The following is a 24,287-nucleotide window of genomic DNA, read 5'->3' on the forward strand; positions in this document are numbered from 1 at the left end:
AAATCCTGTGAATAGGCTCGCGTCATCCTCTGCCGGCCTCCTGCCCAGCCAGCAGCTTGAATCATATTTCCAACCCTCACGGAATCCCCTCGATTCCGTCCGTTCGCAACCCGCTCTAGGGGGAGGATGAAGAAGGGGCCTACTTCTTCAGGAACGCCTTGAGCACCGCCAGCGTCTCGGGCGTTTCGGCACGCTTGGCGATCGTCTCGCCCTCGATATCGAGATGCGCTTCGAGCGAGATGGAGCGGCCCTGGGTCATCAGCCGCTTGAGCGTGCCGAGCACATCCTTCGGCATGGAGGCGCAATGATCGACGACGCGCTGCACCTCGGCCTCGAATGCCTCGTCGTCGACCACGCGGGTGACGAGGCCGATCTGCTGCGCGGCTTCGGCCGACAGGGTCTCGTTGAATGCCATGATCTCGAAGGCGCGCTGGTGGCCGACAAGGCGCGGCAGCACCCAGGTGGCGCCGCCATCAGGGGTCAGGCCGGAGCGGGTATAGCCGCTGTTGAGCTTGGCCGAGCGCTTGGCGATCACCATGTCGCCGGTCAGCACCACGCTGAAGCCGCCGCCGGCGGCCATGCCGTTCAGCGCCACGATCACCGGCGCAGGCGCGCGGTGCAGGTGGCGGATGCCGACGTGGAACAGGTCGGTGAGCGAATGGACATGATCGCGCACCCGCTCTTCTTCGGACAGGAACTCGTTGAGATCGCCGCCGACCGAGAAGAAGCGGCCATTTGCAGTGACGAGGATGACGCGCACCGACGGGTCGGTGACGGCCAGCCGGGTCACCCGCGCGAATTCCTGCACGAAGCGCAGATTGACGGCGTTGCGGTTCGCATCGTCATTCAGCGTGATCCGCGCGACGCCATTCTCTACGCGAAAGTCGATCGGGCTCATATCAGCCTTTCCTGTGAATCGGTGCCAGATGGTCCGGCTTGGTAATGGCAACGGCGGCCACTGTCTCATCCATAAGATCGGCGATCAGCGCATCCCAATCGCCGTCGCGCTCGCCCAAGCGGATCGCACGGCACAGCGCCTCGGCATCCACGATCTGCGGATCGCCAGCCGCCAACTCCCGCTCGCAGATCGACAGCACATAGGCCGCCACCTGCGCCTGGTAGCGATCCTCGACCGGCAGCTTCGGCGTGCTCGCGACGAGGAACTCGCGCACCGTGCGCAGAAGATCCGCCATATCGGGCGTCTGGGGAAGCAGCCGGTCAGTCATAACGCCCCGTCATCGTCATCAAGAGATCATATTCGACGAGAGCGGTGTTGCGGCCGCAGGCCGCGAAGACGAGGCCGCGCCGTTCGCCGCTGCGATGGCCATGACCCTGCATCATGTTGAGGATCGCCCAGCGCACCAGCCCGAACACCTCCCAATAACGCACCTCGTCGGGATCGATGGCCGTGCCGCCGGCCGCCTTGTAGGCGTTCAGCAGCGCGGCGCGCGAGGCCAGGCCCCCCGCCTCGAGATCGGGCCGGCCGAAACGCCAGGAGCGGGTGCACAGCCAGCCGAGATCCTCGGCCGGGCTGCCGAGATGCGCGCACTCCCAGTCGAGCAGCGCGACTACGCCCTTCTCGGGATCGACCATGAAATTGCCGAGACGGAAATCGCCATGGAGCGCCCTGCCCGCCCCGGCCGGTGGCCGATGGCGTTCCAACCAGCGCAGCCCCGCCTCGACGACCGGGCGCGGCTCCTCATAGCTTTCATAGCGCTCGCGCTGCGCACCCACCGGATCGTGGCTGTCAGGCATCGATGCCAGGAAATCGAACACCTCCGGCGGCATGGCGTGCATGCGCGCGATCACTTCGCCGAGCTGATCGACAAGGTGCGGCCGCACACGCTCGAACGCGCTGCCGGTCTGGATCTTCTTGGGGAAGGTCTCGCCGGAAACGAAGGCGGTGACAAAGCCGGAGCCCATCTCGTCGGCCGCGTCATATTCGAACAGCGGCTCGGGCACGGTTATGCCGTGATCGAACGCGACGCGCATCGCGCGGAATTGCAGCGACGTCGCCAGGAACGGGCTGTTCGCGGCGCTATAGGTCTCCTGCCGCGATACCATCCGCCGCCGCGTGCCGCCCTCGACGAGATCGAAGATCACCGTGCGGTTGGAGCCGCCCAGCGTCGGCACCGCGATATCGTCGATCCGCGCACCTTCGCCGAAACGGCGGCGGACGGCGCGCAGCAGATCCTCGAAACCCTCAGCGTCGGCCATGGCTCAGATCGGCCAGCCGATCAGCCGGCCGTCCTCGATCCGTTCGATATACTCGCTCATCCCCCAAGCCTCTTCGCCGTCCCAGCGGAAGCGGGTGATGCCCTCGGCGATGCGCGAGATCAGCGTCGTGTCGCCGTCCTTGCGGCGGTTGCGCAGCGGCGCGAGATTCTTCACCTCCGCCTCGATCAGCACGGAGCGCGTCGCGGTGCGCACGCCGATCTTCGCCGCGGTCGGATCCTTATGCTCGTCCCACTCGCTGACGACGCTGAGGTCCATCACCTCGTCATATTGCCCGTCGATCAGCAGCGCCCCTTCCGAGCGGGACGTGCCGTCCGGTGAGAAGATCTTGAGCAGCATCAGGCCCTTATTGTCCGAGAAGGTGGCAAGGAAGAGCCGATAGATGAACAAGGTCGTCCAGTAGCGCGGCCCCCAGCTATGGTCGCGCCAGCCATGGCCATCGATCGGGAACTCTTCGTCGCCGATGCGGATGTGGCCGGTGACCGTCGTGTGCTGGTTGAAGTGCCCGCGCGAGAAATCGCGGCCATACATGGTGCGCTGCTCGGGGCTGGTCGGCTCACCGCCATGGAGCGGATTGGCCGAGCGGTGATCCCACAGGATATCGGCCTGGACGCGCTTGGCCCGGGCGAACATCTGGTCCGGCTTGCGCAGCAGCTGGGGATCGTCCAGCACCATGATCTCGCCCTGATAGCTGTGCCGCAGATGACGGAACGGCTCGACGATCTCGACCTTCAGCCCTTCGGCGTCGAACGCGTCGTTGCTGGTGATCGCCGGCCGGCCGAAGGCGCAGGCGATGCGGCCGCCGGGGAGGTACAGGACCACCGATTTCTCGGCATAGCCTTCGTTCACGCGATTGCCGACGCGCATCCAGCCGCCGACTCCCGATTTCACGTCGAAGGCGTTGGTATAGACGCTTTCGTTGAAATTGACCGCGTCATCCGGCGCGTGGGGATATTCGTCGCTCGGCAGCAGACGGAAACCTTCGGACATCACTCTCTCCTTGTAGGAGGCCTATCTTCATTCGTCATCCCAGCGAAAGCTGGGATCGCTCACTATTGCAAGCCAAGTGCCGGTTGTTAGCGACCCCAGTTTACGCCGGGGTGACGCCGAACCCTACAACCGGAACACGCCATAATGCGGCTGCTCGATCGGCGCGTTGAGCGCGGCCGAGATGCAGATGCCGAGCGCGTTGCGCGTGTCCACCGGATCGAGGATGCCGTCGTCCCATAGTTCCGAAGTCGCATAATAGGCGCTCTGCTCGCGCTTATAATCTTCGAGCACGGGCTCGCGGATTGCCGCGATCTCTTCTTCGGAGAGGCTGCGGCCTTCGCGGGCGAGCTGGCGGATCTTGATGTCGCTGAGCACGTTCGCCGCCTGCTCCGCCCCCATCACCGAGGTGCCGGCGCCGGGCCAGGTGAACATGAAGCGCGGGTCGAAGGCGCGGCCGGACATGCCGTAGACGCCCGCGCCGAACGCACCGTTGCAGTTGATCGTGAACTTGGGAACGCTCGCGCCGGAGACCGCCATGATCAGCTTGGCGCCGTCCTTGGAGATACCCCGCCGTTCATATTCCTTGCCGACCATGAAGCCGGTGATGTTCTGCAGGAAGAGCAAGGGCGTGCGGTTCTTGTCGCAAAGCTGGATGAAGTGCGCGCCCTTCAGCGAGCTGTCGTTGAACAGCACGCCATTATTGGCGAGGATGCCGACCTTATAGCCCCAGATGCGTGCATAGCCGCAGATCAGGGTGGTGCCATAGGCCGGCTGATATTCGTGGAAGCGGCTGCCGTCGGCGATGCGGGCGATGAGCTCGCGCATGTCGAATACGGTGCGGCTATCGCGCGGCAGGATGCCGTACAGCTCCTGCGGATCGTAATAGGGCTCTTCCGGTTCGATCCAGTCGATCCCGGTCTTGTCCGCGACGGTCCACTGGCCGACGATCTCGCGGGCGATGGCAAAGGCGTGCGCCTCGCTCGCCGCCGGATAGTCGGCAGTGCCGGACACGCTGGTGTGCATGTCCGCGCCGCCCAGTTCCTCGACGGTCACCTCCTCGCCGGTCGCCGCCTTCACCAGCGGCGGCCCGCCGAGGAAGATCGCGCCGGTGCCTCGGACGATCACGCTGTAATCGCTCAGCGCCGGGATATAGGCGCCGCCCGCGGTGCAATGGCCGAGCACGACCGAGAGCTGCGGCACGCCCATCTTCGAGAGGATCGACTGGTTGCGGAAGATGCGCCCCGCATAATAGCGATCGGCGAACAGGTCGCGCTGCAGCGGCAGGAAGCCGCCCGCGCTGTCGCACAGGTGGATGACGGGCAGCCGGTTCTCGATCGCGATATCCAGCGTGCGTATGATCTTCTTGACCGAGAGCGGATACCAGGCGCCGCCCTTCACCGAGGCATCGTCGGCATGGATGATCACCTCGCGGCCCGAGACGATGCCGATGCCCGACATCTGGCCGGCGCCGGGCACGTCCCCGTCATAGGCCATGTTCGCGGCAAGCGTGGACAGCTCGAGGAACGGCGTGCCGGGGTCGAGCAGCGCCTCCAGCCGGTCGCGCAGGAACATCTTGTCCTGCCGGGCGAGGCGATCGAGATCGCGCTGCGGCCGCTTGAAGCGGGCATCCTGCTGACGGCGGCGCAGTTCCTCGGCGAGGCCGCGATTATGCGCGGCATTGGCGAGGAAGGAGTCCGAACCGGTATCGATCTGCGAGGTGATGCGCGCCATCGCTCAGCCTTCCTGCGATGCGAGGGTGACGAGCAGGGCGTCCCGCTCGAAGCTTTGCCCGACGGCGAAATTGACGGTTTCGACGACGCCGTCGCGCGGCGCCTTGACCGCGGTCTCGAGCTTCATGCTCTCGATCACGATCAGCGTGTCGCCGGCTGCCACGCTGTCTCCTGCCGTCACGGGCGTCGCGATCACCGATCCGGGCATCGGCGCGCGGACCATGTCCTCCGCCGGGCCACCCGCCTCGGCGGCGTGGAAGGCGATCGGGCTCTGATAGACGAGCTCGTGCGCCGCTCCGTCGATATGGACATAGACGCGGTCTCCGTCGACCGCGATGGTAACGGGCGAGGCCGCGCCGGCGACGCGAAGCGCCGTTCCGTCGAGCGCGACGGGCCACTGTTGCGCACCGAGATGCAGGACATAGCCCTGCGCGTCTCGGCTGAGCCAGACGCGATGAAGGGCGTCTTCGATTGCGATCATATGCTGCATGTCAGTTCCGCCAGCCGCCCATTGCCGCATGGAGCCGCGGCACCGCATCGGCCGCGTCGCGCATCGTGCGCAGCGACAGCGCCGCCGCAGCGAGCAGTCGCGTCATCTGGTCCTCGTCCAGCGGAGGATCTTCCGCCAGCGCCGGCTTCTCGGCGATCAGGCCGGTGTGCATATCGCCCGACGCGAAATCCGGATCGGCGAGCAGGCGCCGCAGGAAGGCCGCGTTGGTCCGGCAACCGAGCAGGACGAGATCGGCGAGCGCCTTATCCGCCTTGGCGATCGCCTCGACCCGGTCGGCACCATGCACGATCACCTTGGCGAGCATCGGATCGAAGGCCGCGGTGACGCGGCCGCCCTCGACGATGCCCGAATCCACCCGGACGCCGGCGGGCGTGCGATAGATCAGAACCGGTCCGGTGGTCGGCGCGAAATCGCGGGTGCTGTCCTCGGCATAGAGGCGCAGCTCGATCGCGTGGCCGCTGCTCGTCACCGCCTCCTGGCCGTAGCCGAGCGGAGCGCCGCCCGCGACGCGCAGCTGTTCGGCGACGAGATCCAGACCGGTCACCTCCTCGGTCACCGGATGCTCGACCTGGAGGCGGGTGTTCATCTCCAGGAAGTAGAATTCGCCCGCCCCGTAGATGAATTCGACGGTGCCGGCGTTGCGATAGCCCGCCGCGCGCGCGATCCCGGCCGCGACCTCGCAGATCCGCGTCCGCTCGTCGGGCGTGAGGCCGGGCGACGGGCTTTCCTCGATGATCTTCTGGAAACGCCGCTGGATCGAGCATTCGCGCTCGAACAAGTGGACGACATTGCCATGGGCATCGCCGAGCACCTGCACTTCGATATGGCGCGGCCGCTCGACATAGCGCTCCACATAAAGCCGCCCGTCGCCGAAATAGCGCTGCCCCTCGCTGCGCGCACGGACAATCTCATCGTCGAGGATCGCCAGATCGCGCACGATCCGCATGCCCTTGCCGCCGCCGCCGGCCGAAGGCTTGATCAGGAGCGGCGCGCCGACCGCACGGGCACGCTCGTTGAAGCTCGCGGGATCGTCGTCCTCGATCGCGGAGGGCGCGACGGGAAATCCGCGCTCGGCCACGAAGTTGCGCGCGCGGACCTTGTCGCCCATCAGCTCGATCGCTTCGGGCGTCGGCCCGACGAAGACGATGCCCGCCTCGGCCACGGCGCGCGCGAAGCCCGCATTCTCCGAAAGGAAGCCATAGCCGGGATGGATCGCCCCGGCTCCGGCCGCGCGCGCCTTCGCGACGATCTGCGCGCCGTCGAGATAGGCGGCGACCGGCGTCGGCCCGGTGATCTCGATCGCGATGTCGGCGGCACGCACCGCCGGAGAATCCCGGTCCGCGGCATGATAGACAACGAGCCCCTGCAGCCCGAGCGCCTTGACGGTGCGCAGGATGCGCACTGCGATCTCGCCGCGATTGGCGACAAGTACCGATCGGAAAGGAAGTTCGCTCACGCTGCTGTCCCCTTGAGTCCCCCCAGCAGCAGCGTCGAGATCTGCCGCGCCGTTCCGTCGACATCGATCGCAATGCCGCCGCTGATATGCCGCCAGGCCAGATGCTCGATGCCGCCGAACAGCATGTCGCGGATCAGGCGGGGATCGATCTCCGGTGAGACCGCACCCTGCTCAACGCCCGACGCGATCACGCGCAGCAGGATCGAGGTGTAGCGCCGGTTGAGCTCCTGGCTGGCCGAACCGATATAGTCGTCGAAGTTGCGCACCTCGGCGATGAACAGCCGGCAGAGATCGGTATCCTCGGCAAAGGCCTGGACATGGCGCTGCACGAGCGCGGTGAGCTTGCCGGCGAAATCGGGCTGGGCGTCGATGATCTGCTCGGTGCCCGCGATCAGCCGGCCATAGAAGGCGCTCAGCACCTCGATCAGCAGCACGCGCTTGCTCTCGAAATATCGGTAGATCAGCCCGTCCGACGTTCCGGCGATCTGGGCGATGTCGCTGATCGACGCCTGGGCGAAGCCCTTGCGCGCAAAGACCTGCCGCGCGGCCGCCAGGATGGAGTCGCGCCGGTCCTGCAATCGCTCGGCAGTGATGCGCGGCATTCAACCCCTCTCACGCTGCGCCTGCCCGAGTGGCAGCGCTGGTTTTTTCGGGGCGACCGGCAAAGCCGCCATCCCCCTCGTTGACACCATAATGAATGGAGTTCATTTTAACGTCAACAGCGCGAACGACGCTGCCCATGGGAGAGCGCGGAACATGGCCGGATCACGAAATGGGATCGACCGAAAGGTGCGGACAGGGCACCTGGCCGATCGTGGAGGCCGCCATGCCGGGCTTTGATCATGGCCTTCCCCCGCGCCCGGTGATCGGCGTCGGCGCGCTGCTCGCCCGCACCGCGCGCGTGCGGACGCGCCATCGCGCGATCGTGGACGGTGAAAGGAGCCGGAACTGGGGCGAGGTCGCCGATCGCGTGTCGCGAATTGCCGGCGCAATGCAGGCGATGGGCGTTCGGCCGGGCGACCGGGTCGCCGTGCTTGCGCTCACCAACGACCGCTATGTCGAGCTGCTGTGCGCGATCCCGCGTGCGGGCGGCGTCGTCGTGCCGCTCAACTGGCGCTGGTCGGTTGCCGAACTGATCGACGGCATCGCCGATTGCGAGCCGGTGCTGCTCTTCGTCGACGACAAGATGGCCGATGTCGGCCGGCAGATCATCGCCGGCCGCCCCGAGATCCGCATGCTCTCGATCGGCGAAACCCCGGACGGCCTGCCGCACTATGAGCAGCTGATCCTCGATCATCAGCCGGGCGAGGATGCGGGGCGTGGCGGTGACGATCTCTGCCAGCTCGGCTATACCGGCGGCACCACGGGACGCTCCAAGGCGGCGATGCTCAGCCATCGCAACATCATCAACGAGGCGATGATGTGCTGGTCCGAAGGGCTGTTCCGCGAGGATTGCGTCTATCTGCTCAACGGCCCGATGTTCCATGCGGCGGGCACCTGGCCGGCGCTGTCGACGATGGGCAGCGGCGGCACGCTGATCGTCATGCCGCAGTTCGAGGCAGGCGAGGCGTTGCGGCTGATCCAGACCCATGGCGTGACCGAGAGCCTGCTGGTTCCGGCGGTAATCCAGATGGTGATCGAGCATCCGGACTTCGCGGCGACCGACACGTCGAGCTTCCGCACCGTGATCTACGGCGCCTCCCCGATCACCGAGACGCTGCTCGACCGTGCCGTGGCCGCCCTGCCCCAGGCCCGGTTCATCCAGGCCTATGGGATGACCGAGCTTTCGCCGATGTGCGCGGTGCTGCCGGACTATGCGCTGCGCGGCGACTATCGCGCGCGGGGCGTCTACCGCGCCGCGGGCCGCGCCACCGTGGGCGTGCAGATCCGCATCGTCGACGAGGACGATGTCGAGGTACCGTGCGGCGAGGTCGGCGAGATCGTCGTGCGCGGCGAGAATATGATGCTCGGCTATTGGCGCCGGCCCGAGGAGACCGCGCACGCGCTGCGCGGCGGCTGGATGCACACCGGCGACGGCGGGCGGATGGACGAGGAAGGTTTCGTTTATGTCGTCGACCGGGTGAAGGACATGATCATCTCCGGCGGCGAGAATGTCTATTCGCAGGAGGTGGAGAATGCGGTGTCGCTTCATCCGGCCGTCCGGCAATGCGCGGTGGTCGGCATACCCAGCGAGAAATGGGGCGAAAGCGTCCATGCGATCATCCGGCTCCACGATGGAGCGACGCTCACCGAGGTGGAGCTGATCGAGCACTGCCGGCCGCTGATCGCCGGATACAAGCTGCCGCGCAGCATGCAGATATGGGACGGCGAATTCCCGCTGACACCCGCCAACAAGGTGCTGAAGCGCGAGCTGCGCCGGCCCTTCTGGGAAGGACACGAACGCAAGATATGACCCAATATGGCCGAACCGACGAGGCGCTCGCCGCGATGACACCGGCGCTGCGCGAGGGCTATTTCGCGGGCAAGACGGTGATGGTCTCCGGCGCGGGCACGGGGCTCGGCCGCGCCATCGCGCATTGGGTGGCGAAGCTCGGCGGCAGCCTGGTGCTGTGCGGGCGCGATATCGCCAAGCTGGAGGATACGGCCAAGGCGCTGGAGCGCTACGAGGCCGACGTGATGACCTACGCGCTGACGATCCGCGATCCCGATGCGGTCTCCGGCCTGTTCGATGCCGCCTGGGAGCGGTTCGGCGGCGTCGACATCCTGGTCAACAATGCCGGCGGTCAGTTTCCGAGCCACGCGATCGACATCAGCCCCAAGGGCTGGAACGCCGTGATCGATACCAACCTCAACGGCAGCTGGCACATGATGCAGGCCGCCGCGCAGCGCTGGCGCTTTGCGAGCGTGCCCGGATCGATCGTCAACATCGTCGCGGTCGTCGGCCGCGGCATGCCCGGGGTCGCGCACACCGCGGCGGCGCGCGCGGGGGTGATCGCGCTCTCCAAGACGCTGGCGATCGAGTGGGCGCCGCTCAATATCCGCGTCAACTGCGTCGCGCCGGGCCTGATCTCGACCAGCGGGATGAATGCCTACCAGCCCGAGGCGGTGAAGGCGATGATACAGACCAATGTGATGAAGCGCTTCGGCCAGGCCGAGGAGATTGCCGACGCGGTGTGCATGATCGCCGGCGACGGCGGCGGCTTCATCACCGGCGAGGTGCTGCACGTCGACGGCGGCAACCAGATCTGGGGTGACCAATGGACGATCGCCAAGCCCGACTATTTCAAGATCGACGAGTGATTCACCCATGACAGTGACCATCGATTCCGCCGCGCTGGACCTTTCCGCCATCATCAGGCCGGGCGATCATGTCGTCTGGGGCCAGGCGGCGGGCGAGCCCTCCACCTTGGTCGAGGCGCTGCTGGCCCAGCGCGCGGGCCTCGGCGGCATCTCCGCCTTTGTCGGCTCCAGCTTCTCGACGACGCTGAAGCCCGAGCATGCCGATCATATCGCCTTCACCAGCATGGGCGCGATCGGGACGCTGCGCACGCTTTCCAAGGCGGGCAAGCTCGGCATCATCCCCTGCCATGTCGGCCAGATCGGCCGGCTGATCGCGGACGGCGTCATTCCCTGCGACGTCGCCTTCGTGCAGGTCAGCCCTGTGGATGCCGACGGCAATCACAGCTATGGCGTGATCAACGACTATACCCAGGCGATGGTCGCCAATGCGCGTGTCGTGGTCGCCGAGATCAACGCGCAGGTGCCGTTCGTGCCCTGCGACAAGCTGCTGCCCGGCTCGCATATCGACTATCGCATCGAGACCGACCGGCCGGTGGTGAGCGTGCCGCCCGCGAAGATCGGCGAAGGCGACCGGGCGATCGCGCAGATCGCGGCGAGCTACATCGGCGACGGATCGATCCTGCAGTTCGGCGTCGGCGCGGTGCCCGACGCGATCGCGCAGCTGATCTCGGACCGCAAGGACCTCGGCCTGCACAGCGGGATGATCGGCGACTCGCTGGTCGACCTCACCGAATCCGGCGCGCTCACCAATGCGACCAAGCGGGCTGATCGCGGCGTCTCGGTGACCGGCGCGCTGATCGGCAGCGAGCGGCTCTATCGCTTCTGCCACAACAACAAGGCGGTACGGATCTGCGCCTCGGCGACGACGCATGGCGATGCGATCCTCAGCGCGCTGCCCAAGCTGGTCTCGATCAACTCGGCGGTCGAGGTGGACCTCACCGGCCAGGTGAATGCCGAGGAAGTCGGCGGATCATATGTCGGCGGCACCGGCGGCCAGGTCGATTATGTGCGCGGCGGCGCGCGCTCGCCGGGCGGGCGCTCGATCATCGCGCTGCCGGCGACCGCGCAAGGCGGCACCTCCAGCCGCATCGTCGCGCGCCTGTCCGGCCCGGTGACTACGGCGCGGGTCGAGACCGACGTGATCGTCACCGAGTTCGGCGCGGCCGAGCTCAAGGGCCAGTCGCTGGCCGAACGCGCGCGGCGCCTGATCGCGATCGCGCATCCCGATTTCCGCGAAAGCCTCGAACGCGAGGCGCACGCGCTGTTCCAGAGGGGCTATTAATGGGAGACGCCGTCCGTTTCGAGGTGCCGGAACCCGGCATCGCGCTGATGACCATCGACCGGCCGGAGGCGCGCAACGCGCTCGGCCGCGAGGTGCGCGAGGGGCTGTTCGCCGGCTGGGAGCGGTTCGAGAACGACCCCGAACTGCGCGTCGCGATCCTCACCGGCTCCGGCGAGAAGGCGTTCTGCGCGGGCGGCGACCTCAAGGAGATGGCCGAGCTGAAGCTCACCGTGCCGCCGCGCGGCATGTTCCCGGTGCCGGGCGACAATATCGAGATCACCAAGCCGACGATCGCGGCGGTGAACGGCGTCGCCTTCGCGGGCGGCTGGCTGATCGCCCAGGCCTGCGACCTGTGCGTCGCCTCGACCACCGCGCGTTTCGCGGTGACCGAGGTGAAGGTCGGCCGCGGATCGCCCTGGGCAGCGCCGCTGATCAACATGATCCCGCAGCGGATCATGATGGAGATATTGCTGACCGGCGATCCGATCGACGCGCAGCGCGCCTATGAGATCGGCCTGGTCAACCGCGTCGCCGAGCCCGACCAGCTCGTCGAGGAGGCGATGAAGATCGCGCGCCGGATCGTCGAGAATGCGCCGCTTTCCGTCGCCGCGGCGAAGGAGACGGTGATGCTCGCGACCGAGATGGGCCGCACCCCGGCCCTGCGCGCCGCGCGCAACACCTGGGAGCGCGCCTATCGCAGCAAGGACGCGCAGGAAGGGCCGAAGGCGTTCGCCGAGAAGCGCAAGCCGGTGTGGCTGGGGGAGTGATGCCGGCTGCGGGGTGATCGCCGATATTACGCCTCCCCGTTCGAGACATCATCGTCCTCTTCATCGCTAAGATCCTCCTCGTCCCAGAGCCAGTCGGGCGGCGCGGGCTCATCGCGATCGGGCGGCGCGCAGCCATGGGTGCGCCAGTGGCGGCGGTGGAGGTCATATTCGGCGACGCGCTCGCGGGTCTCGGCGATGAGGGCGGCGGCCTCGTCGGGATCGAGATCGGACGGAGAGAGGGGAGACCAGCGGTCGGTCCGGCGGCGGTCGAGCCAGAACAGCATCGCTGGGAGCGAGGGCGGCTGCTGGACAAGGATCTCGCCGCGCAGCACCTCGCCCGCGTCGGTCAGCAGGACCGTCTCGCGCATATAAGCGTAACCGGTGGCGCGGGCGAACAACGCCGCCTCCACGGCATCGTCGGCGACGGATTTGCCGAGGCGGACCGCCTGTCCGAACGCGGCGTGGCGCAAGGTCCATTGGCGCAAGGTGGTGAGCGAGATGCCGAAGGCCCGCGCCAGATCGCGATCGAGCGCCCCCTGTTCGGCCAACTGCCGGGCGATGGGGACGAAAGTGGGGTCATATTTGGAGCCCGGCGCGGAGGGAGCGGCGTCGATCGGCTCGACCAGGGGCACGGCGATCGGATCGGGCAGCGGGGGGTGTATGCGACGAGGGAGGGTATCGGCGGCCTCCTCCTTTTTCGTCATCCCGGCTCGCCGGGTCGCCTCGCTGATCCAGGATCCATTAGCCGCAGCGTTGCCGACAAGGCGCGACGCTGCGGCTAATGGATCCCGACTTTCGTCGGGATGACGGGAGGGAATGGTACGGCCCTCTTCGTAGGACTTATCTGACGTGAGCCCCACCAGCGGATCGCCATCGTCCGCCGGCGAGACAGGCCCAGGATCGAGCGCATCGATCCGGGCCATTCCATCTTCGTCGCCGTCCATCTCCGGCCCGCCGTCCTGGGCGGCGCACATCGCCTCATAGGCATCCTCCTCGATATCGCGCAGCGCCTCCTCGGTGGACGAGAGGGCGTCGTCATCGGCGTGCCGGATCACCGGCGGCGGGTCCCAGCGATCGGGACGGCGGACGCGCAGCCAGAAGGTGGCGGCCTTGTCGCAGGGCGGGACATGCTCGGTGACGGCGACGCGGACGAGCGTGCCGTCGCGCAGGAAGACGCGCTCGGTCTCGCGATCATAGCCGGTGGCCCTCCGGAACAGCGCGCGCTCGACCGCCGCGTCGGCTGCATCGCGGCCGAGCTTGCAGGCGGCGGCGAAATCGGGATGGCGCTGCTTCCACTCGCGGATGGTCTTGAAATGGACGCCGAAGGCGGCGGCGAGATCCTTGTCGAGCGCGCCGCGCTCGGCGAACGTGCGGGCGGCGGGGATCAGGGCGGGGCTGTAGCGGGTCGGCGGGCTCATGCTGCGAGGCTGGCATGAACGGGGGGATTGCCGCGAGACGCCGGACGCCGCCAGCGACAGCCGGCTCATTCCATCCAGCGGCGCCAGATCGACTGCACAAACATGCTACGGCCGGCGCTTGCCGCGCGGCTTATCACGGAGTCCGGATGAACCCCGCCACAGCACGGACGGTCTCCTCCGGCCTTTCCTCCATCAGCCAGTGGCCGGCATCGGGAATGATCGCCCGCTGGACGTTGCTGGCGAAGAAGCCGGCGGACTCGCCCATCTTGACGCCCAGCGACTTGTCGCCGCCGACCGCGAGGACCGGCATCTTAAGCTTGCCCACTCGCGCGAACAGCTGCTGATTGTCCTTTTCGTCCTGAGGGAATGCGGCGAATTGGGAAAAGGCCGAATGCATTCCACCGGGCCGCGCATAAAGCGCCGCGTAATGAGAGCGCGTGGCTTCGGTTATGCTTTCCGGATGAGCGGAAAGCTCATTATAGAAACGATCCAGAAAGATCCGCTCGCGACCCGCAACCAGCCGCTCCTCGTCGGGGCCGTAGAAGTTGAAGTGCCACGTCGAGGGCTGGCGCTTGAGCCATTCCCACGCGTCTCCGAGACCGGGCACAGGCGCGTCGATCAGGACCAGCTTGCGGACACGGTCTGGATATTGCGCCGTGAAGGCGTAGGCGACCATGTTGCCGATATCGTGGCCGACCACGTCGACCTTGTCGACGCCCAGCGCATCGAGAATGCCCGCAATGTCGACGCCCTGCGTCTTCTTGTCATAGCCCGACGCCGGATGAGCCGAAAGGCCCATGCCGCGCAAATCCGGTACGATCACCCGATGATCCCGGGCCAGATCCTCGGCCAGCGGTTCCCACATGTCTCCGGTATCGCCGAAGCCGTGCAGAAGCACGACGGCGGGCCCACGCCCCGCGATGCGCACGTGCAGCGTCGTTCCGTTGGTCGGGATCTCGCGAATGGCATAATCCGGCTTCGCCGCCACCGGTGCGGCCAGGGCGAACATCGCCGCCGCGAAAGAAATCGTCAGCTTTCGGAAGACCATGTCGCTACTCCCCTTCGGGATCGAGCCCTGCCGGCGCACGGTTGGATCACCGGAAGAGTCTTCGTAGACAATCTGCTGGTCCTGTCTACTCGGGATCGATCTATTGCTTCGATGAAGACTTTGGAAACGAAAATAAAAAGGAAATACCAAAAGTTGAATCGAAGATTTCCGCCAACCGCCGCAGATCGTCCATCGACGCGAAAATTCCCTTGCCCAGATTTCCCGAGCATAGCATGTTCATTGTTATATCATAACATGATGAGGGATGTCATGGCCGCCAACCTTCTTCCCGCAGATTCCGCCCCGATGGTGGAAATGAACACGACGCCACTGATCGACGTGATGCTGGTGTTGCTGATCATGTTCATCATCACCATTCCGATCCAGACGCATGCGGTGAAGACCGATCTTCCCAACGGACCTGCGGGAACGGTCGTCGACACGCTGCGCAACCGGCTCACGATCGATGCCGGCGGGGTCACCCGGTGGAATGGATCCGCCGTGAACAGGGCGACGCTGCGCGCCTATCTGGAGCGCTCCATGCAGTTGCCGAGCGAACCGGAGCTGCAATTCCAGCCAGATGCGGAGGCGCGCTACGAAGCGGTCGACCAGGTGATGGCGGAGATCAAGCGCGCGGGCGTGACGCGCATGGGGTTCGTCGGGAACGAGAAGTATCAACTGTATTGAAGGCGATCCCCAAGGATAATCGCCCGCCTGCGCCCTAGTCTATGCCCCTATCATCCTGGTCGCGATCTTGCTTCGTCATGCCAGCGGATGCTGGCATCACTCTCAACCGGTAGCCGGGTGACTGTCGAGAGCGACCCCAGCTTTCGCTGGGGTGACGAAGAAGAAACGCTCCAAAAATCAGCGATGGGTAATAACGCAGCCCGCAGGCGGGAGAGTTCTTACCTACGCTTCGCGATCAATGCTTGTTGATGCTGATCACCGCTTTCTGAGCATATTCGGAGAGGCCGTGTGCCGAGAACTCCACGCCGATGCCGCTCTCCTTCGCGCCGCCAAACGGAATGTGCGGCGCGAAATGGGTGTGGTGGTTGATCCAGACCGTACCGCTGTCCACCCGCTTGGCATATTCATAGGCGCGATCGATCGAAGACGACCAGACCGAGCCGCCGAGGCCCATATTGGTGTCGTTGGCGCGGGCGATGACATCGTCGATGTCGTCATACTGGATCACCGGCAGGATCGGCGCGAACTGCTCCTCGTCGACCAGCGGCGAGCCTTCCTTGATATCGCGCACGATGGTCGGCTTGATGAAATAGCCGTCGCCGTCGCCCGCCGCGCCGCCGGCAATGATCTTGCCGTCGCGCTTGGCGTCCTCGAGGAATTTCTTCGCCTTTTCGAACTGCTGGGCATTCTGCAGCGGGCCGACCTTCACGCCCTGCTGCAGGCCGTCGCCATAGCTGGTCTCCTCGGCGAGAGTCGCGAGCTCGTCGCACATCTCGTCATAGATCTTGCTCGGCACATAGAGGCGCTTGAGCGCGATGCAGACCTGGCCGGCGTTCATGAAGGCCGAGGCCATTACGCCCTGAGCCGTCTTCTTCACGTCGACATCGTCGAGCACCACGCCGGCGTCGTTCCCGCCGAGCTCCAGCGTCAGGCGCTTCAGGGTCGAGGCGGCGCTGGCCGCGACCTTCTTGCCGGTGACGGTGGAACCGGTGAAGGACACCTTGTTCACGTCCGGATGGCTGGTGAGGAAGCCGCCGAGATCATTCTGGTCGACGACGATGTTGAGCACGCCCGGCGGAAGGATGCTGGCGGCGAGCTCACCCACCATCAGCGTGGCGGCCGGCGTGGTCGGCGCAGGCTTGATCACGATCGTGTTGCCGAGCGTCAGCGCCGGACCGACCTTGTTCATCGCGATCAGCACCGGGAAGTTCCAAGGCGCGATGCCGACGACGACGCCGAGCGGCTTGTAATGCACCTCGACACGCAGATCGGCATCATCCTGCGCGACCTCGACCGGCAATTCCATGCCGCCGAAATAGCGCAGGAAGATGGTGGTGTAGGCGATCTCGGCCTGCGCCTCGGGCAGCGGCTTGCCCTGCTCCTGGGTCAGGGTGCGGGCCAGCTTGTCGGCGTTCGCGTCGATCGCGTCGGCGAGCTTGTTGAGATAGCCCTGCCGCTGCTCGCGGGAGAGCGCCGCCCAGGCGGGCTGCGCCTTCTTCGCCGCAGCGATCGCCTTGGCGGCCTGAGCCTCGGAGGCGCGGGCGACGGTGACGAAGGTCTTGGCGGTGGCAGGATTGACGACGTCGAGCGTCGCGTCGCCTTCGACGAGCTCGCCTCCGATCAGCATCTTCAGTTCGGCGGTCATGTCATACTCTCCTTGGGAATGGGTCAGTGTGTTGCGGCTTGGCGCGTGCGGTGGCCCGCCTTCTCCTGGCGCAGATCGAAGCATCCCTCGGCTTTCCGGGGATCCTCGCCGGCGGCGAAGATCAGCCGGTGCTGCACCTTGTTGGTATTGGTTGTGGGCAAAGAGTCGCGGAAGATCAACCAGCCCGGAAGCTTGTAATAGGCGAGCCGGGCTCGGCAGTGGTCGATCAGCGCGCGGGCGCTCTCCGCATCCCGCGCCAGCCCTTCGGCCGGCACGACGCAGGCGAGCACCTCCTCCTCACGCAGATCGTCGCCAACCGCGAGAACTGCCACCGAGACGACGCCGGGATGCGAGGCGAGCGCCGCCTCGACTTCTCCGGCCGAGATATTCTCGCCTGAACGGCGGATCATGTTCTTGGTGCGATCGACGAAGACGAGCAGCCCGTCCTCCTCCTGGCGGACGACGTCGCCGGTATGGAACCAGCCGCCGCGCCAGACATGCTCGGTCAGCGCCTCATGGTTGAGATAGCCGGAGAAAAAGCCCTTGCGCGGCTCCTCCGCGCTGTGGCGGACGGTAAACTCGCCGATCTCGCCGCGCGGTACCTCCTTGTCGTCGGCATCGACGATACGGACTTCGAGGCCGGGCGCGGCGCGACCGAAGGCCCGCTTGTCGACCGATCGAGGCTCGATATTATCGGGCAGCAGCCGGCCCGTCTCGGTCATTCCCCAGACCTCGATCAGCGGGAAGCCGAACCGCTCCTCGAACGCGGCGTGGAGGGTCGGCGCGACGCCGGCACCCATGCCGAATTTGAGGCCGTGCTGCCGCTCCTCGGGCGCCGGCGGCAGGCTCATCAGCATCGCCGGGATCACGCCCATATAATGCATGATCGTGGCGCGGGTCCCGATGATGTCCTGCCACCAGCTCCTGGGATGGAAGCGATCGGCGCTGATCAGACAACCGCCGGTCAGCATCATCGCGACCGCGCTGATCACGCCCGCATTCATGTGGAAGACCGGGAAGGGATTGAACAGCCGCTCGCTATCGTCGGCAAAGGTCATCCGCCCGCCGCGCGAGGCATACCATTGACCGGACGAGACGAAATATTCGTTGGAGACGAGGCAGCCCTTGGGCAGGCCCGTGGTGCCCGACGTATAGAGCAGGCTCGCCACGGTTTCGCGGTCGGGCACGCCGGGGCGCGGATCACGGACGGGCGGCGCGAAACGTTCGGGCAAGGCATCGATATCGTGGATCGGCAGGCGCCGCCCGGCAAGCGCAGCGGCCGCCTCGACATCCGCAAGCCGGGAAGCGGTGGCGATCACCATGTCGACGCCGGAATCGCCGAGAAGATGCGCGATCTCGGCCGGCGTATAGTCCGGGCTGACCGGCACGATGCAGATGCCGAGCACGTTCGCAGCCAAGAGCTGCTCGAAATGTTCCGGCCGGTTGCCGACCATCATCGCCACGCTGTGGCCATGGCCGAAGCCCGATCGTTCGAAGCGCGCACGCGCCACGGCAATGCGCGCGGCCATTGCAGCATAGCTGTAGGTCACGCCGTCCGGATGATAATCCCGCCCGGCATGGGCCGGGATGCATAGAAAGTCGCGGTCCGGCACCCGCGCCGCTGCCGCCGCGAAGCAATCATGCGCAGTACGCAGATGCGGCGGCGGCTCCGGCTGCCTAGCCATTGCGGGTCTTCATCATCACGGTCAGCGTGCCGTCCTGGACGGCCGCGCCCGCCTGGGTACGGACCGCGAAGCCGAACTTGACGACGCCGCGCGCGGGATTGCTGGTCACCCGCGTCTCAAGCACCGTCACCGTGGCATAGATGGTGTCGCCGAGCACGACAGGCCCACGGAAGCTCCATTCGACGCCGAGCGCACCGATCACGCCGTCGTCCAGCACGCCCATCTGCGAGAACATGCCGATCGCCATGTTCATCGGAAGCGTGCCATGGGCGATCCGCGCGGGCCAGCCCTGGGCCTGCGCGAAATGATCGTCCATGTGGATCGGCGTCCAGTCGCCGACCAGCCCGGCATAGAGGCTTATATCCCCCTCGCCCACCGTGCGCCCGCGCGTCTCGAAGGTCCGGCCGACCTCGAAATCCTCGACTGCCAACCCCATGGCGTCAGCCCTTCGGCGCGGGCGGCGCGCCCTTGGCCGTCTCCCGCTGCTTCAGGATGCGGGCCTGGCTGGCGATATAGCCGCGAATGGCATCGGCATCCTCCGCCGAGATCCATTTGGAGAAGTTGACCATGCCCTTTTCCTCGAGCGCGCCCTGCATCACCACCGAGTCGTAGGCGTCCTTGTCGGCCGCGATCTGCGAACGGCGCAGATCGGGCAGCACGCCGTTCGAGTAAGTGGACGGCCCGTGGCAGAAGCCGCAATTGCCGGCATAGAGCACTTCGCCCTTGGCGATCGTCGCATCGGACCAGCTGCCGGCGAAATCCTGCGCGGGCGGGACGACCGGCTTGAACGGCGGCAATTTCGCCGTGCCGCCGAGCTTGAACACCAGCACGCGTCCGTTCGGTCGCTTATATTGCTGCGGCGCCAGCGGCGAGCTGATCCCGAAGGATCCGCCCAGCCCCGCCATCACCGCCACATATTGCTGGCCATTGACCGAATAAGTGGCGGGACCACCCATCACGCCGCTCTGCGCGTCGAAGGTCCAGAGCTGCTTGCCGCTGTCCGCGCTCCATGCCGCGAAGCTGCCGTCCGGGCCGCCCTGGAAGATCAGATTGCCGGCAGTCGCGAGGATGCCGCCATAGCCGGGCCCCGGATGCTCGATGGTGAAACGGGCCTTTTTGGCGACCGGATCCCAGGCAAGCGTGCGCCCCTTCACCATCGCGCGCAACGCGGCGAGGCCCGCCGCGGTGCGCGGGCCGAGGCCGTCGGCAGAGACGTCGCCCAGGTTCCAGCGGCCCGGGACATATTTGAAATTCTCGTCGTCCTTGTAGCCGAACGGCAGGAGCTGCACCGGCAGATAGACCAGCCCGGTCTTCGGGCTATAGGCCATCGGGTGCCAGTTATGCGCGCCGAACGCACTCGGCAGCGCGCGGAAATCGCCGCCATTCTCGCTGTAGCGCGCCTCCGGGCGGATCTTGGGCCGCCAGGTCTTCTCGTCATAGCCGTCCGCCCAGTTGACGGGCGTGAAGGTGGTGGCGGAGACCGGCTTTCCGGTGACCCGGTCGATCACATAGAAGAAACCGTTCTTCGGTGCATGGAACAGCACCTTGCGCGGCTTGCCGTCGATCTGCACGTCGGCGAGCATGATCGGCTGGGTGGCGGTGAAATCCCACTCCTCGCCCGGCACCTCCTGATAGTGCCATTTATAGGCGCCGGTGTCCGGATCGAGGGCGACGATCGACGAGAGGAAGAGATTGTCGCCATCGTCGCCGGAGCGGATCCGGCGATTCCAGGGGCTACCATTGCCTGCGCCGATCAGGACCTGGTCCAGTTCCTGATCATAGACGATCGTGTCCCATACGGTACCGCCGCCGCCGATCTGCTTCCACTGGCCGTTCGCGCCCCAGGTGGCGTTGGCGACCTTGGCGAAGATCGCATCCGACGCCGCGCCGTCCGGTTTGCCGTCTGGATTGGGTGCGGTGTAGAAGCGCCAGACGAGCTTGCCGGTCTCGGCATCATAGGCGCTGACATAGCCGCGCACGCCGAGTTCGGCGCCGCCATTGCCGATCAAGACCTTGCCATGGACGACCCGGGGCGCGCCGGTGATGGTGTAGGGGCGCGAGGTATCGGTCGTCTGAGTGGACCAGACGGGCTTGCCGGTCTTGGCATCGAGCGCGATCAGCCGGCCGTCGAAGGCGCCGACATAGACCTTGCCGTTCCACAAGGCGACGCCGCGGTTCACGACGTCGCAGCAGCCGTCATAGCCCTTCTTGCCGGCCACCTGGGGATCGTAGGACCAGAGCAGCTTGCCCGTCACCGCGTCATAGGCGAACACCTTCGACCAGGCGCTGGTGGTATAGAGCACGCCGTCCGCGACCAGCGGCGTCGCCTCCTGCCCGCGGTCGGTGTCGAGATCGGCATACCATGCGAGGCTGAGCCGCCCGACGGTCTGGTCGTTGATCTGGGCGAGCGGGCTGAAGCGCTGCTCGTCATAGGTGCGACCATAAGTGAGCCAGTTGGCCCCATCGGCAGCCGCGTTGGCGAGACGCTTGCCGTCCACCATCGCCGCAGCCGGCGCCGTCGCCTGCGTCCGTTCCGCCCACTGCCAGCCGCCGATGGCCATCGCCACCAGCGCCACGCCCAGCCATCGTGCCCGCTTGAACGCCATATGCTTCCTCCCGTTGAAGCGGCCGCCCTTCAGTGGAGCGGTCCGCAGCCGTTCGCGCCCGATCAGCGCAGCAATTCTCCCGCGATGATCACCTTGCGGATCTCGGTGGTACCCGCGCCGATCTCGAGCAGCTTCGATGCGCGATAGAGGCGGTTGATCTCCGCCTCGCGCATATAGCCGAGCCCGCCGAAGATCTGGACGGCGTCCGACACCACGCGGGTGCACTGTTCCGCCGCATACAGGATCGCGGCGGCGGTGAGCTTGTGGATCTCGCCACGCCCGCCAGCACCATGATCCAGAGTGTTCGCCTCGGCCAGCGTGCGATAACAGAAGGTCTTCATCGTCTCGACCGCGACATACATTTCGGCGAGCTTGCCCTGAACGAGCTGGAACTCGCCGATCGCCTTGCCGAACTGCTGCCGCGTCTTGGCGTAGTCCACCGCCAGATCGAGCGCGCGCTCCGCCATGCCGACGTTTAGCATCGCGACGATCGCGCGCTCGAGATCGAGGCCGCCCATCACGATCGCGACGCCCTTATTCTCGGTGCCGACGAGATTTTCGACCGGAACCTCGCAATCGTCGAACACCAGCTCGGCGGTGGTCGAGCCCCGGAAGCCCATCTTGTCGAGCTTCTGCGCCACCTTGAAGCCGGGAAAGCCCTTCTCGACGATGAAGGCGGAGATGCCTTTGGCGCCCGCAGCCTTGTCGGTCTTCGCATAGACGAGGATCACGTCCGCGACGGGGCCGTTGGTGATATAGAGCTTGCGTCCGTTGAGGATATATTTGTCGCCTTCGCGACGCGCCGTCGTCGCCATCGATCCGAGCGCGTCCGAGCCGGCGCCGGGCTCGGTCAGGCCGAGCGCGCCGATCAGGCTGCCGTCGCACAGCCCGGGCAGGTAGCGCTTGCGCAACTCCGGCGAAGCGTTGCGGGCGATGTTGTTGAGGCAGAGATTCTCGTGCGCGACATAGCTGAGCGCCAGCGAATGGTTCCAGCGCGCGAGTCCCTGCGCGATCAGGCCCGACGTGAAGAAATCGCTGCCCGCGCCGCCATCCGCGGGATCGACCGTGACGCCGAGGAAACCCATGCGCGCGAGCGACGGCATGGTCTGCTCGGGCCACCATTCCTCATCGTCCATCCGCTGCTGCAGCGGCCAGAATTCGTCGCGCGCGAAATCGCTGGCGAGATCGAGGATTTCCTGCTGATCCGGTGTGAGGCCGAACCCTGCCGCAGGCGCATGATTTCCGCCCCGCAGCTCCTTCGCGATCGTCGCCACCACCCGCTCCTACACGCCATTCTCGGTCTTGGAGCCAAAGTAAATGGCGTTCACTTTAGAGTCAACGCGGCCGCCTCGCGATCTGACCGGGATTTTTGCGTGAACCGTTACCTCCTGCCCGGCTCGCCACGCTTTTGCGCAAAACATCGCCCGCCAGACATATATATCAGAGGAAGCGGCTCACCCCTTGCCGTGCTTGCGCTCGAAATCCGCGATGATGCGATCGAGCACGGTGCGCCAGTCGCAGATCGCGTCGGCGTCGGCATAATAGCTCGCAGCCTCGCGCAGATTGGGCAACTCGTCGGGCTCCCAGACGGCGAAGGCACGGTCCAGCTCCGTCGCCTGATCGGTTCCCTGCGCGGAGAGCGCGCTGAAATGCGCACGAGCCGCCGCCGCACCGAGCACGATCATCCCGAGCGAGCGATAGAGATCCATCGCCGCGGCGATGCCGTAGCCCCGCGCGCGCATGGCCGCGAGATAGTTTTCCAGAAACTCGATCTCAGCCGCGATGCCCAGCCGCGCCTCGATGAAGCCGATGACGAGATGAGGGTTGGCGCCGATCGAACTGTACAGCGAAGCAGCATAGTCGCGCACCAGTTCGGCAAGCGGCTGGCCCGTGTCCGCCGGCGTCTGGCGATAGGCTTGGCGCCCGGAGGCGAGGCGGATCAGCTCGTCGCGGTTGGCGACATAACGGTACAGAGTGGCAATGCCGACGCCCAGCCGCGCGGCCAGATCCTTCATGTTGAGATCGGCCAGCCCCATCTCGATGGCCGTATCGAGCAGGCCATCGAGGGTAAGCCGGCGCGGACGGCCGACGAGACGGGGCGTGGAAGCAGCAGGAGCGACAGAACGGGACATAGCCCGCCTGTTTACGAGATGACGGGCGGCGATCAAGCCGCGTCTGGCAGCTCCGGCGCCCAGGCGACGCCGTTGATGTGGCCGCCGCCGTCGACGAACAGGGTATTGCCGGTCATGTAACGGCTGTCCTCGCTCGACAGGAACGCCACCACCGGCGCGATATCGGTCTCCGGATCGCCCATGCGGCCCATCGGATTCATCGAATCCATGTGCTGCGCCGTCTCGGGATTGGCCGCACGGAAGGCGCGATAGGAGGCGCTGATGGAGGCCGGGCAGACGATGTTGCAGGTGATGCCGTAGGGAGCCCATTCGCGTGCGGCCGTGCGCGTATAGGCCCGCAGCGCCTCCTTGCCGACATTATATTCGGCGGATCCGATATGCGCGTTGACGCCGTTCAGCGAGCAGAGGTTGACGATCCGGCCCCAGCCGCTGGCTTTCATGAGCGGGAACGCGCCCTTCATCGCCCACATCGCCGAATAGAGACCCATCGTCACGCCGTGCTGGATATCGGCGTCGCTCTTATTCTCGATGCGCTTGATGTTGCCGCCGCCCCAGGCGTTGTTGACCAGGATGTCGACGGTGCCGAAGCGGCTCTGGGCGTCGGCGATCATGCCCTCGACCTGCGCCTTGTCGGTCACGTCGACCTGCAGGAACGCAACTTCGACGCCATATTCGCGCGCCGTCTCCTCGGCCGTGCGCGCGCCGGTCTCGGCGTTGAATTCCGCCACCAGCACGCGCGCGCCTTCGGAGGCGAGGCGGCGCACGATGCCATGGCCGATGCCGTCTCCTCCGCCGGTAACGATCGCTGCCTTGCCCGTGAGCCGCTTCGTCATC

22 protein-coding genes are annotated in these 24,287 nt (G+C 66.2%); 5 read left to right on the forward strand and 17 right to left on the reverse strand.

Annotation, left to right across the window (positions count from 1 at the left end):
- Positions 1 to 139: 139 nt before the first annotated feature.
- The 8 genes from GQY20_RS23630 to GQY20_RS23665 all read right to left on the reverse strand — a co-directional run bounded on the left by GQY20_RS23630 (position 140) and on the right by GQY20_RS23665 (position 7,524).
- Positions 140 to 898, reverse strand: a complete 759-nt coding sequence (locus GQY20_RS23630) for an enoyl-CoA hydratase/isomerase family protein (RefSeq protein ID WP_157219619.1) — start codon at positions 896 to 898, stop codon at positions 140 to 142.
- A gap of 1 nt (position 899) precedes the next feature.
- A complete protein-coding gene (locus tag GQY20_RS23635) occupies positions 900 to 1,226 on the reverse strand; it encodes a DUF6285 domain-containing protein (RefSeq protein ID WP_232476220.1) in 327 nt (108 codons plus the stop codon).
- The gene (locus tag GQY20_RS23640) at positions 1,219 to 2,217 is read right to left on the reverse strand and encodes a phosphotransferase family protein (protein WP_157219620.1); all 999 of its coding nucleotides are present in this window, start codon (positions 2,215 to 2,217) and stop codon (positions 1,219 to 1,221) included. Before GQY20_RS23640 ends, GQY20_RS23635 begins: the two co-directional genes overlap by 8 nt.
- A 3-nt stretch (positions 2,218 to 2,220) precedes the next feature.
- Positions 2,221 to 3,225, reverse strand: a complete 1,005-nt coding sequence (locus GQY20_RS23645; RefSeq protein ID WP_157219621.1) for a DUF7064 domain-containing protein — start codon at positions 3,223 to 3,225, stop codon at positions 2,221 to 2,223.
- A 123-nt stretch (positions 3,226 to 3,348) separates the two neighbouring features.
- Positions 3,349 to 4,956 carry an acyl-CoA carboxylase subunit beta gene (locus tag GQY20_RS23650; RefSeq protein WP_157219622.1) on the reverse strand — a complete coding sequence of 536 codons (1,608 nt, stop codon included), beginning with the start codon at positions 4,954 to 4,956 and terminating at the stop codon, positions 3,349 to 3,351.
- 3 nt (positions 4,957 to 4,959) lie between these two features.
- Positions 4,960 to 5,436: an acetyl-CoA carboxylase biotin carboxyl carrier protein subunit gene (locus GQY20_RS23655; protein ID WP_198351193.1), complete on the reverse strand. Its 477-nt coding sequence runs from the start codon at positions 5,434 to 5,436 to the stop codon at positions 4,960 to 4,962.
- 10 nt (positions 5,437 to 5,446) lie between these two features.
- Positions 5,447 to 6,922: an acetyl-CoA carboxylase biotin carboxylase subunit gene (locus GQY20_RS23660; protein WP_157219624.1), complete on the reverse strand. Its 1,476-nt coding sequence runs from the start codon at positions 6,920 to 6,922 to the stop codon at positions 5,447 to 5,449.
- Positions 6,919 to 7,524: a TetR/AcrR family transcriptional regulator gene (locus GQY20_RS23665; protein WP_157219625.1), complete on the reverse strand. Its 606-nt coding sequence runs from the start codon at positions 7,522 to 7,524 to the stop codon at positions 6,919 to 6,921. The genes GQY20_RS23660 and GQY20_RS23665 overlap by 4 nt, the downstream gene beginning before the upstream one ends.
- Before the next feature lie 224 nt (positions 7,525 to 7,748).
- Here GQY20_RS23665 and GQY20_RS23670 point away from each other — a divergent pair, with 224 nt between their 5' ends.
- The 4 genes from GQY20_RS23670 to GQY20_RS23685 are packed head-to-tail and all read left to right on the forward strand — an operon-like array spanning position 7,749 to position 12,232.
- Entirely contained in the window at positions 7,749 to 9,335 is a 1,587-nt protein-coding gene (locus GQY20_RS23670; protein ID WP_157219626.1) for an acyl-CoA synthetase, read from the forward strand.
- On the forward strand, positions 9,332 to 10,183 hold the full coding sequence (locus GQY20_RS23675) for an SDR family oxidoreductase (RefSeq protein WP_157219627.1): 852 nt from the start codon (positions 9,332 to 9,334) through the stop codon (positions 10,181 to 10,183). The genes GQY20_RS23670 and GQY20_RS23675 overlap by 4 nt, the downstream gene beginning before the upstream one ends.
- 7 nt (positions 10,184 to 10,190) lie before the next feature.
- Positions 10,191 to 11,465, forward strand: a complete 1,275-nt coding sequence (locus GQY20_RS23680) for an acetyl-CoA hydrolase/transferase family protein (protein ID WP_157219628.1) — start codon at positions 10,191 to 10,193, stop codon at positions 11,463 to 11,465.
- Positions 11,465 to 12,232 carry an enoyl-CoA hydratase/isomerase family protein gene (locus GQY20_RS23685; protein WP_157219629.1) on the forward strand — a complete coding sequence of 256 codons (768 nt, stop codon included), beginning with the start codon at positions 11,465 to 11,467 and terminating at the stop codon, positions 12,230 to 12,232. Before GQY20_RS23680 ends, GQY20_RS23685 begins: the two co-directional genes overlap by 1 nt.
- A 26-nt stretch (positions 12,233 to 12,258) precedes the next feature.
- On the opposite strand, the gene GQY20_RS23690 is transcribed toward GQY20_RS23685, so the two are convergent.
- Positions 12,259 to 13,650 carry a hypothetical protein gene (locus GQY20_RS23690; RefSeq protein ID WP_157219630.1) on the reverse strand — a complete coding sequence of 464 codons (1,392 nt, stop codon included), beginning with the start codon at positions 13,648 to 13,650 and terminating at the stop codon, positions 12,259 to 12,261.
- 133 nt (positions 13,651 to 13,783) lie between these two features.
- Positions 13,784 to 14,698: an alpha/beta fold hydrolase gene (locus GQY20_RS23695; RefSeq protein WP_157219631.1), complete on the reverse strand. Its 915-nt coding sequence runs from the start codon at positions 14,696 to 14,698 to the stop codon at positions 13,784 to 13,786.
- 270 nt (positions 14,699 to 14,968) lie between these two features.
- On the opposite strand from GQY20_RS23695, the gene GQY20_RS23700 reads away from it, so the two are divergent.
- A complete protein-coding gene (locus tag GQY20_RS23700; protein ID WP_157219632.1) occupies positions 14,969 to 15,385 on the forward strand; it encodes an ExbD/TolR family protein in 417 nt (138 codons plus the stop codon).
- Between the two features lie 235 nt (positions 15,386 to 15,620).
- Here the strand turns inward: GQY20_RS23700 and GQY20_RS23705 are convergent, their stop codons facing one another.
- The 7 genes from GQY20_RS23705 to GQY20_RS23735 form a co-directional block, all read right to left on the reverse strand.
- Positions 15,621 to 17,030: an aldehyde dehydrogenase family protein gene (locus tag GQY20_RS23705; RefSeq protein ID WP_157219633.1), complete on the reverse strand. Its 1,410-nt coding sequence runs from the start codon at positions 17,028 to 17,030 to the stop codon at positions 15,621 to 15,623.
- A 23-nt stretch (positions 17,031 to 17,053) separates the two neighbouring features.
- Complete coding sequence (locus GQY20_RS23710; RefSeq protein ID WP_157219634.1) at positions 17,054 to 18,715, reverse strand: AMP-binding protein; 1,662 nt, start codon at positions 18,713 to 18,715, stop codon at positions 17,054 to 17,056.
- Complete coding sequence (locus tag GQY20_RS23715) at positions 18,708 to 19,151, reverse strand: MaoC/PaaZ C-terminal domain-containing protein (protein WP_157219635.1); 444 nt, start codon at positions 19,149 to 19,151, stop codon at positions 18,708 to 18,710. Before GQY20_RS23715 ends, GQY20_RS23710 begins: the two co-directional genes overlap by 8 nt.
- 4 nt (positions 19,152 to 19,155) lie before the next feature.
- Positions 19,156 to 21,321 carry a PQQ-dependent dehydrogenase, methanol/ethanol family gene (locus GQY20_RS23720; protein WP_157219636.1) on the reverse strand — a complete coding sequence of 722 codons (2,166 nt, stop codon included), beginning with the start codon at positions 21,319 to 21,321 and terminating at the stop codon, positions 19,156 to 19,158.
- 62 nt (positions 21,322 to 21,383) lie between these two features.
- Positions 21,384 to 22,595: an acyl-CoA dehydrogenase family protein gene (locus GQY20_RS23725; RefSeq protein ID WP_232476221.1), complete on the reverse strand. Its 1,212-nt coding sequence runs from the start codon at positions 22,593 to 22,595 to the stop codon at positions 21,384 to 21,386.
- Between the two features lie 180 nt (positions 22,596 to 22,775).
- Positions 22,776 to 23,453: a TetR/AcrR family transcriptional regulator gene (locus tag GQY20_RS23730; RefSeq protein WP_157219637.1), complete on the reverse strand. Its 678-nt coding sequence runs from the start codon at positions 23,451 to 23,453 to the stop codon at positions 22,776 to 22,778.
- Between the two features lie 32 nt (positions 23,454 to 23,485).
- Positions 23,486 to 24,286: an SDR family NAD(P)-dependent oxidoreductase gene (locus GQY20_RS23735; protein ID WP_157219638.1), complete on the reverse strand. Its 801-nt coding sequence runs from the start codon at positions 24,284 to 24,286 to the stop codon at positions 23,486 to 23,488.
- Between the last annotated feature and the right edge of the window lies 1 nt (position 24,287).

The sequence above is a fragment of the Flavisphingomonas formosensis genome (assembly GCF_009755815.1).
GTDB classification, from domain to species: Bacteria; Pseudomonadota; Alphaproteobacteria; order Sphingomonadales; family Sphingomonadaceae; genus Flavisphingomonas; species Flavisphingomonas formosensis.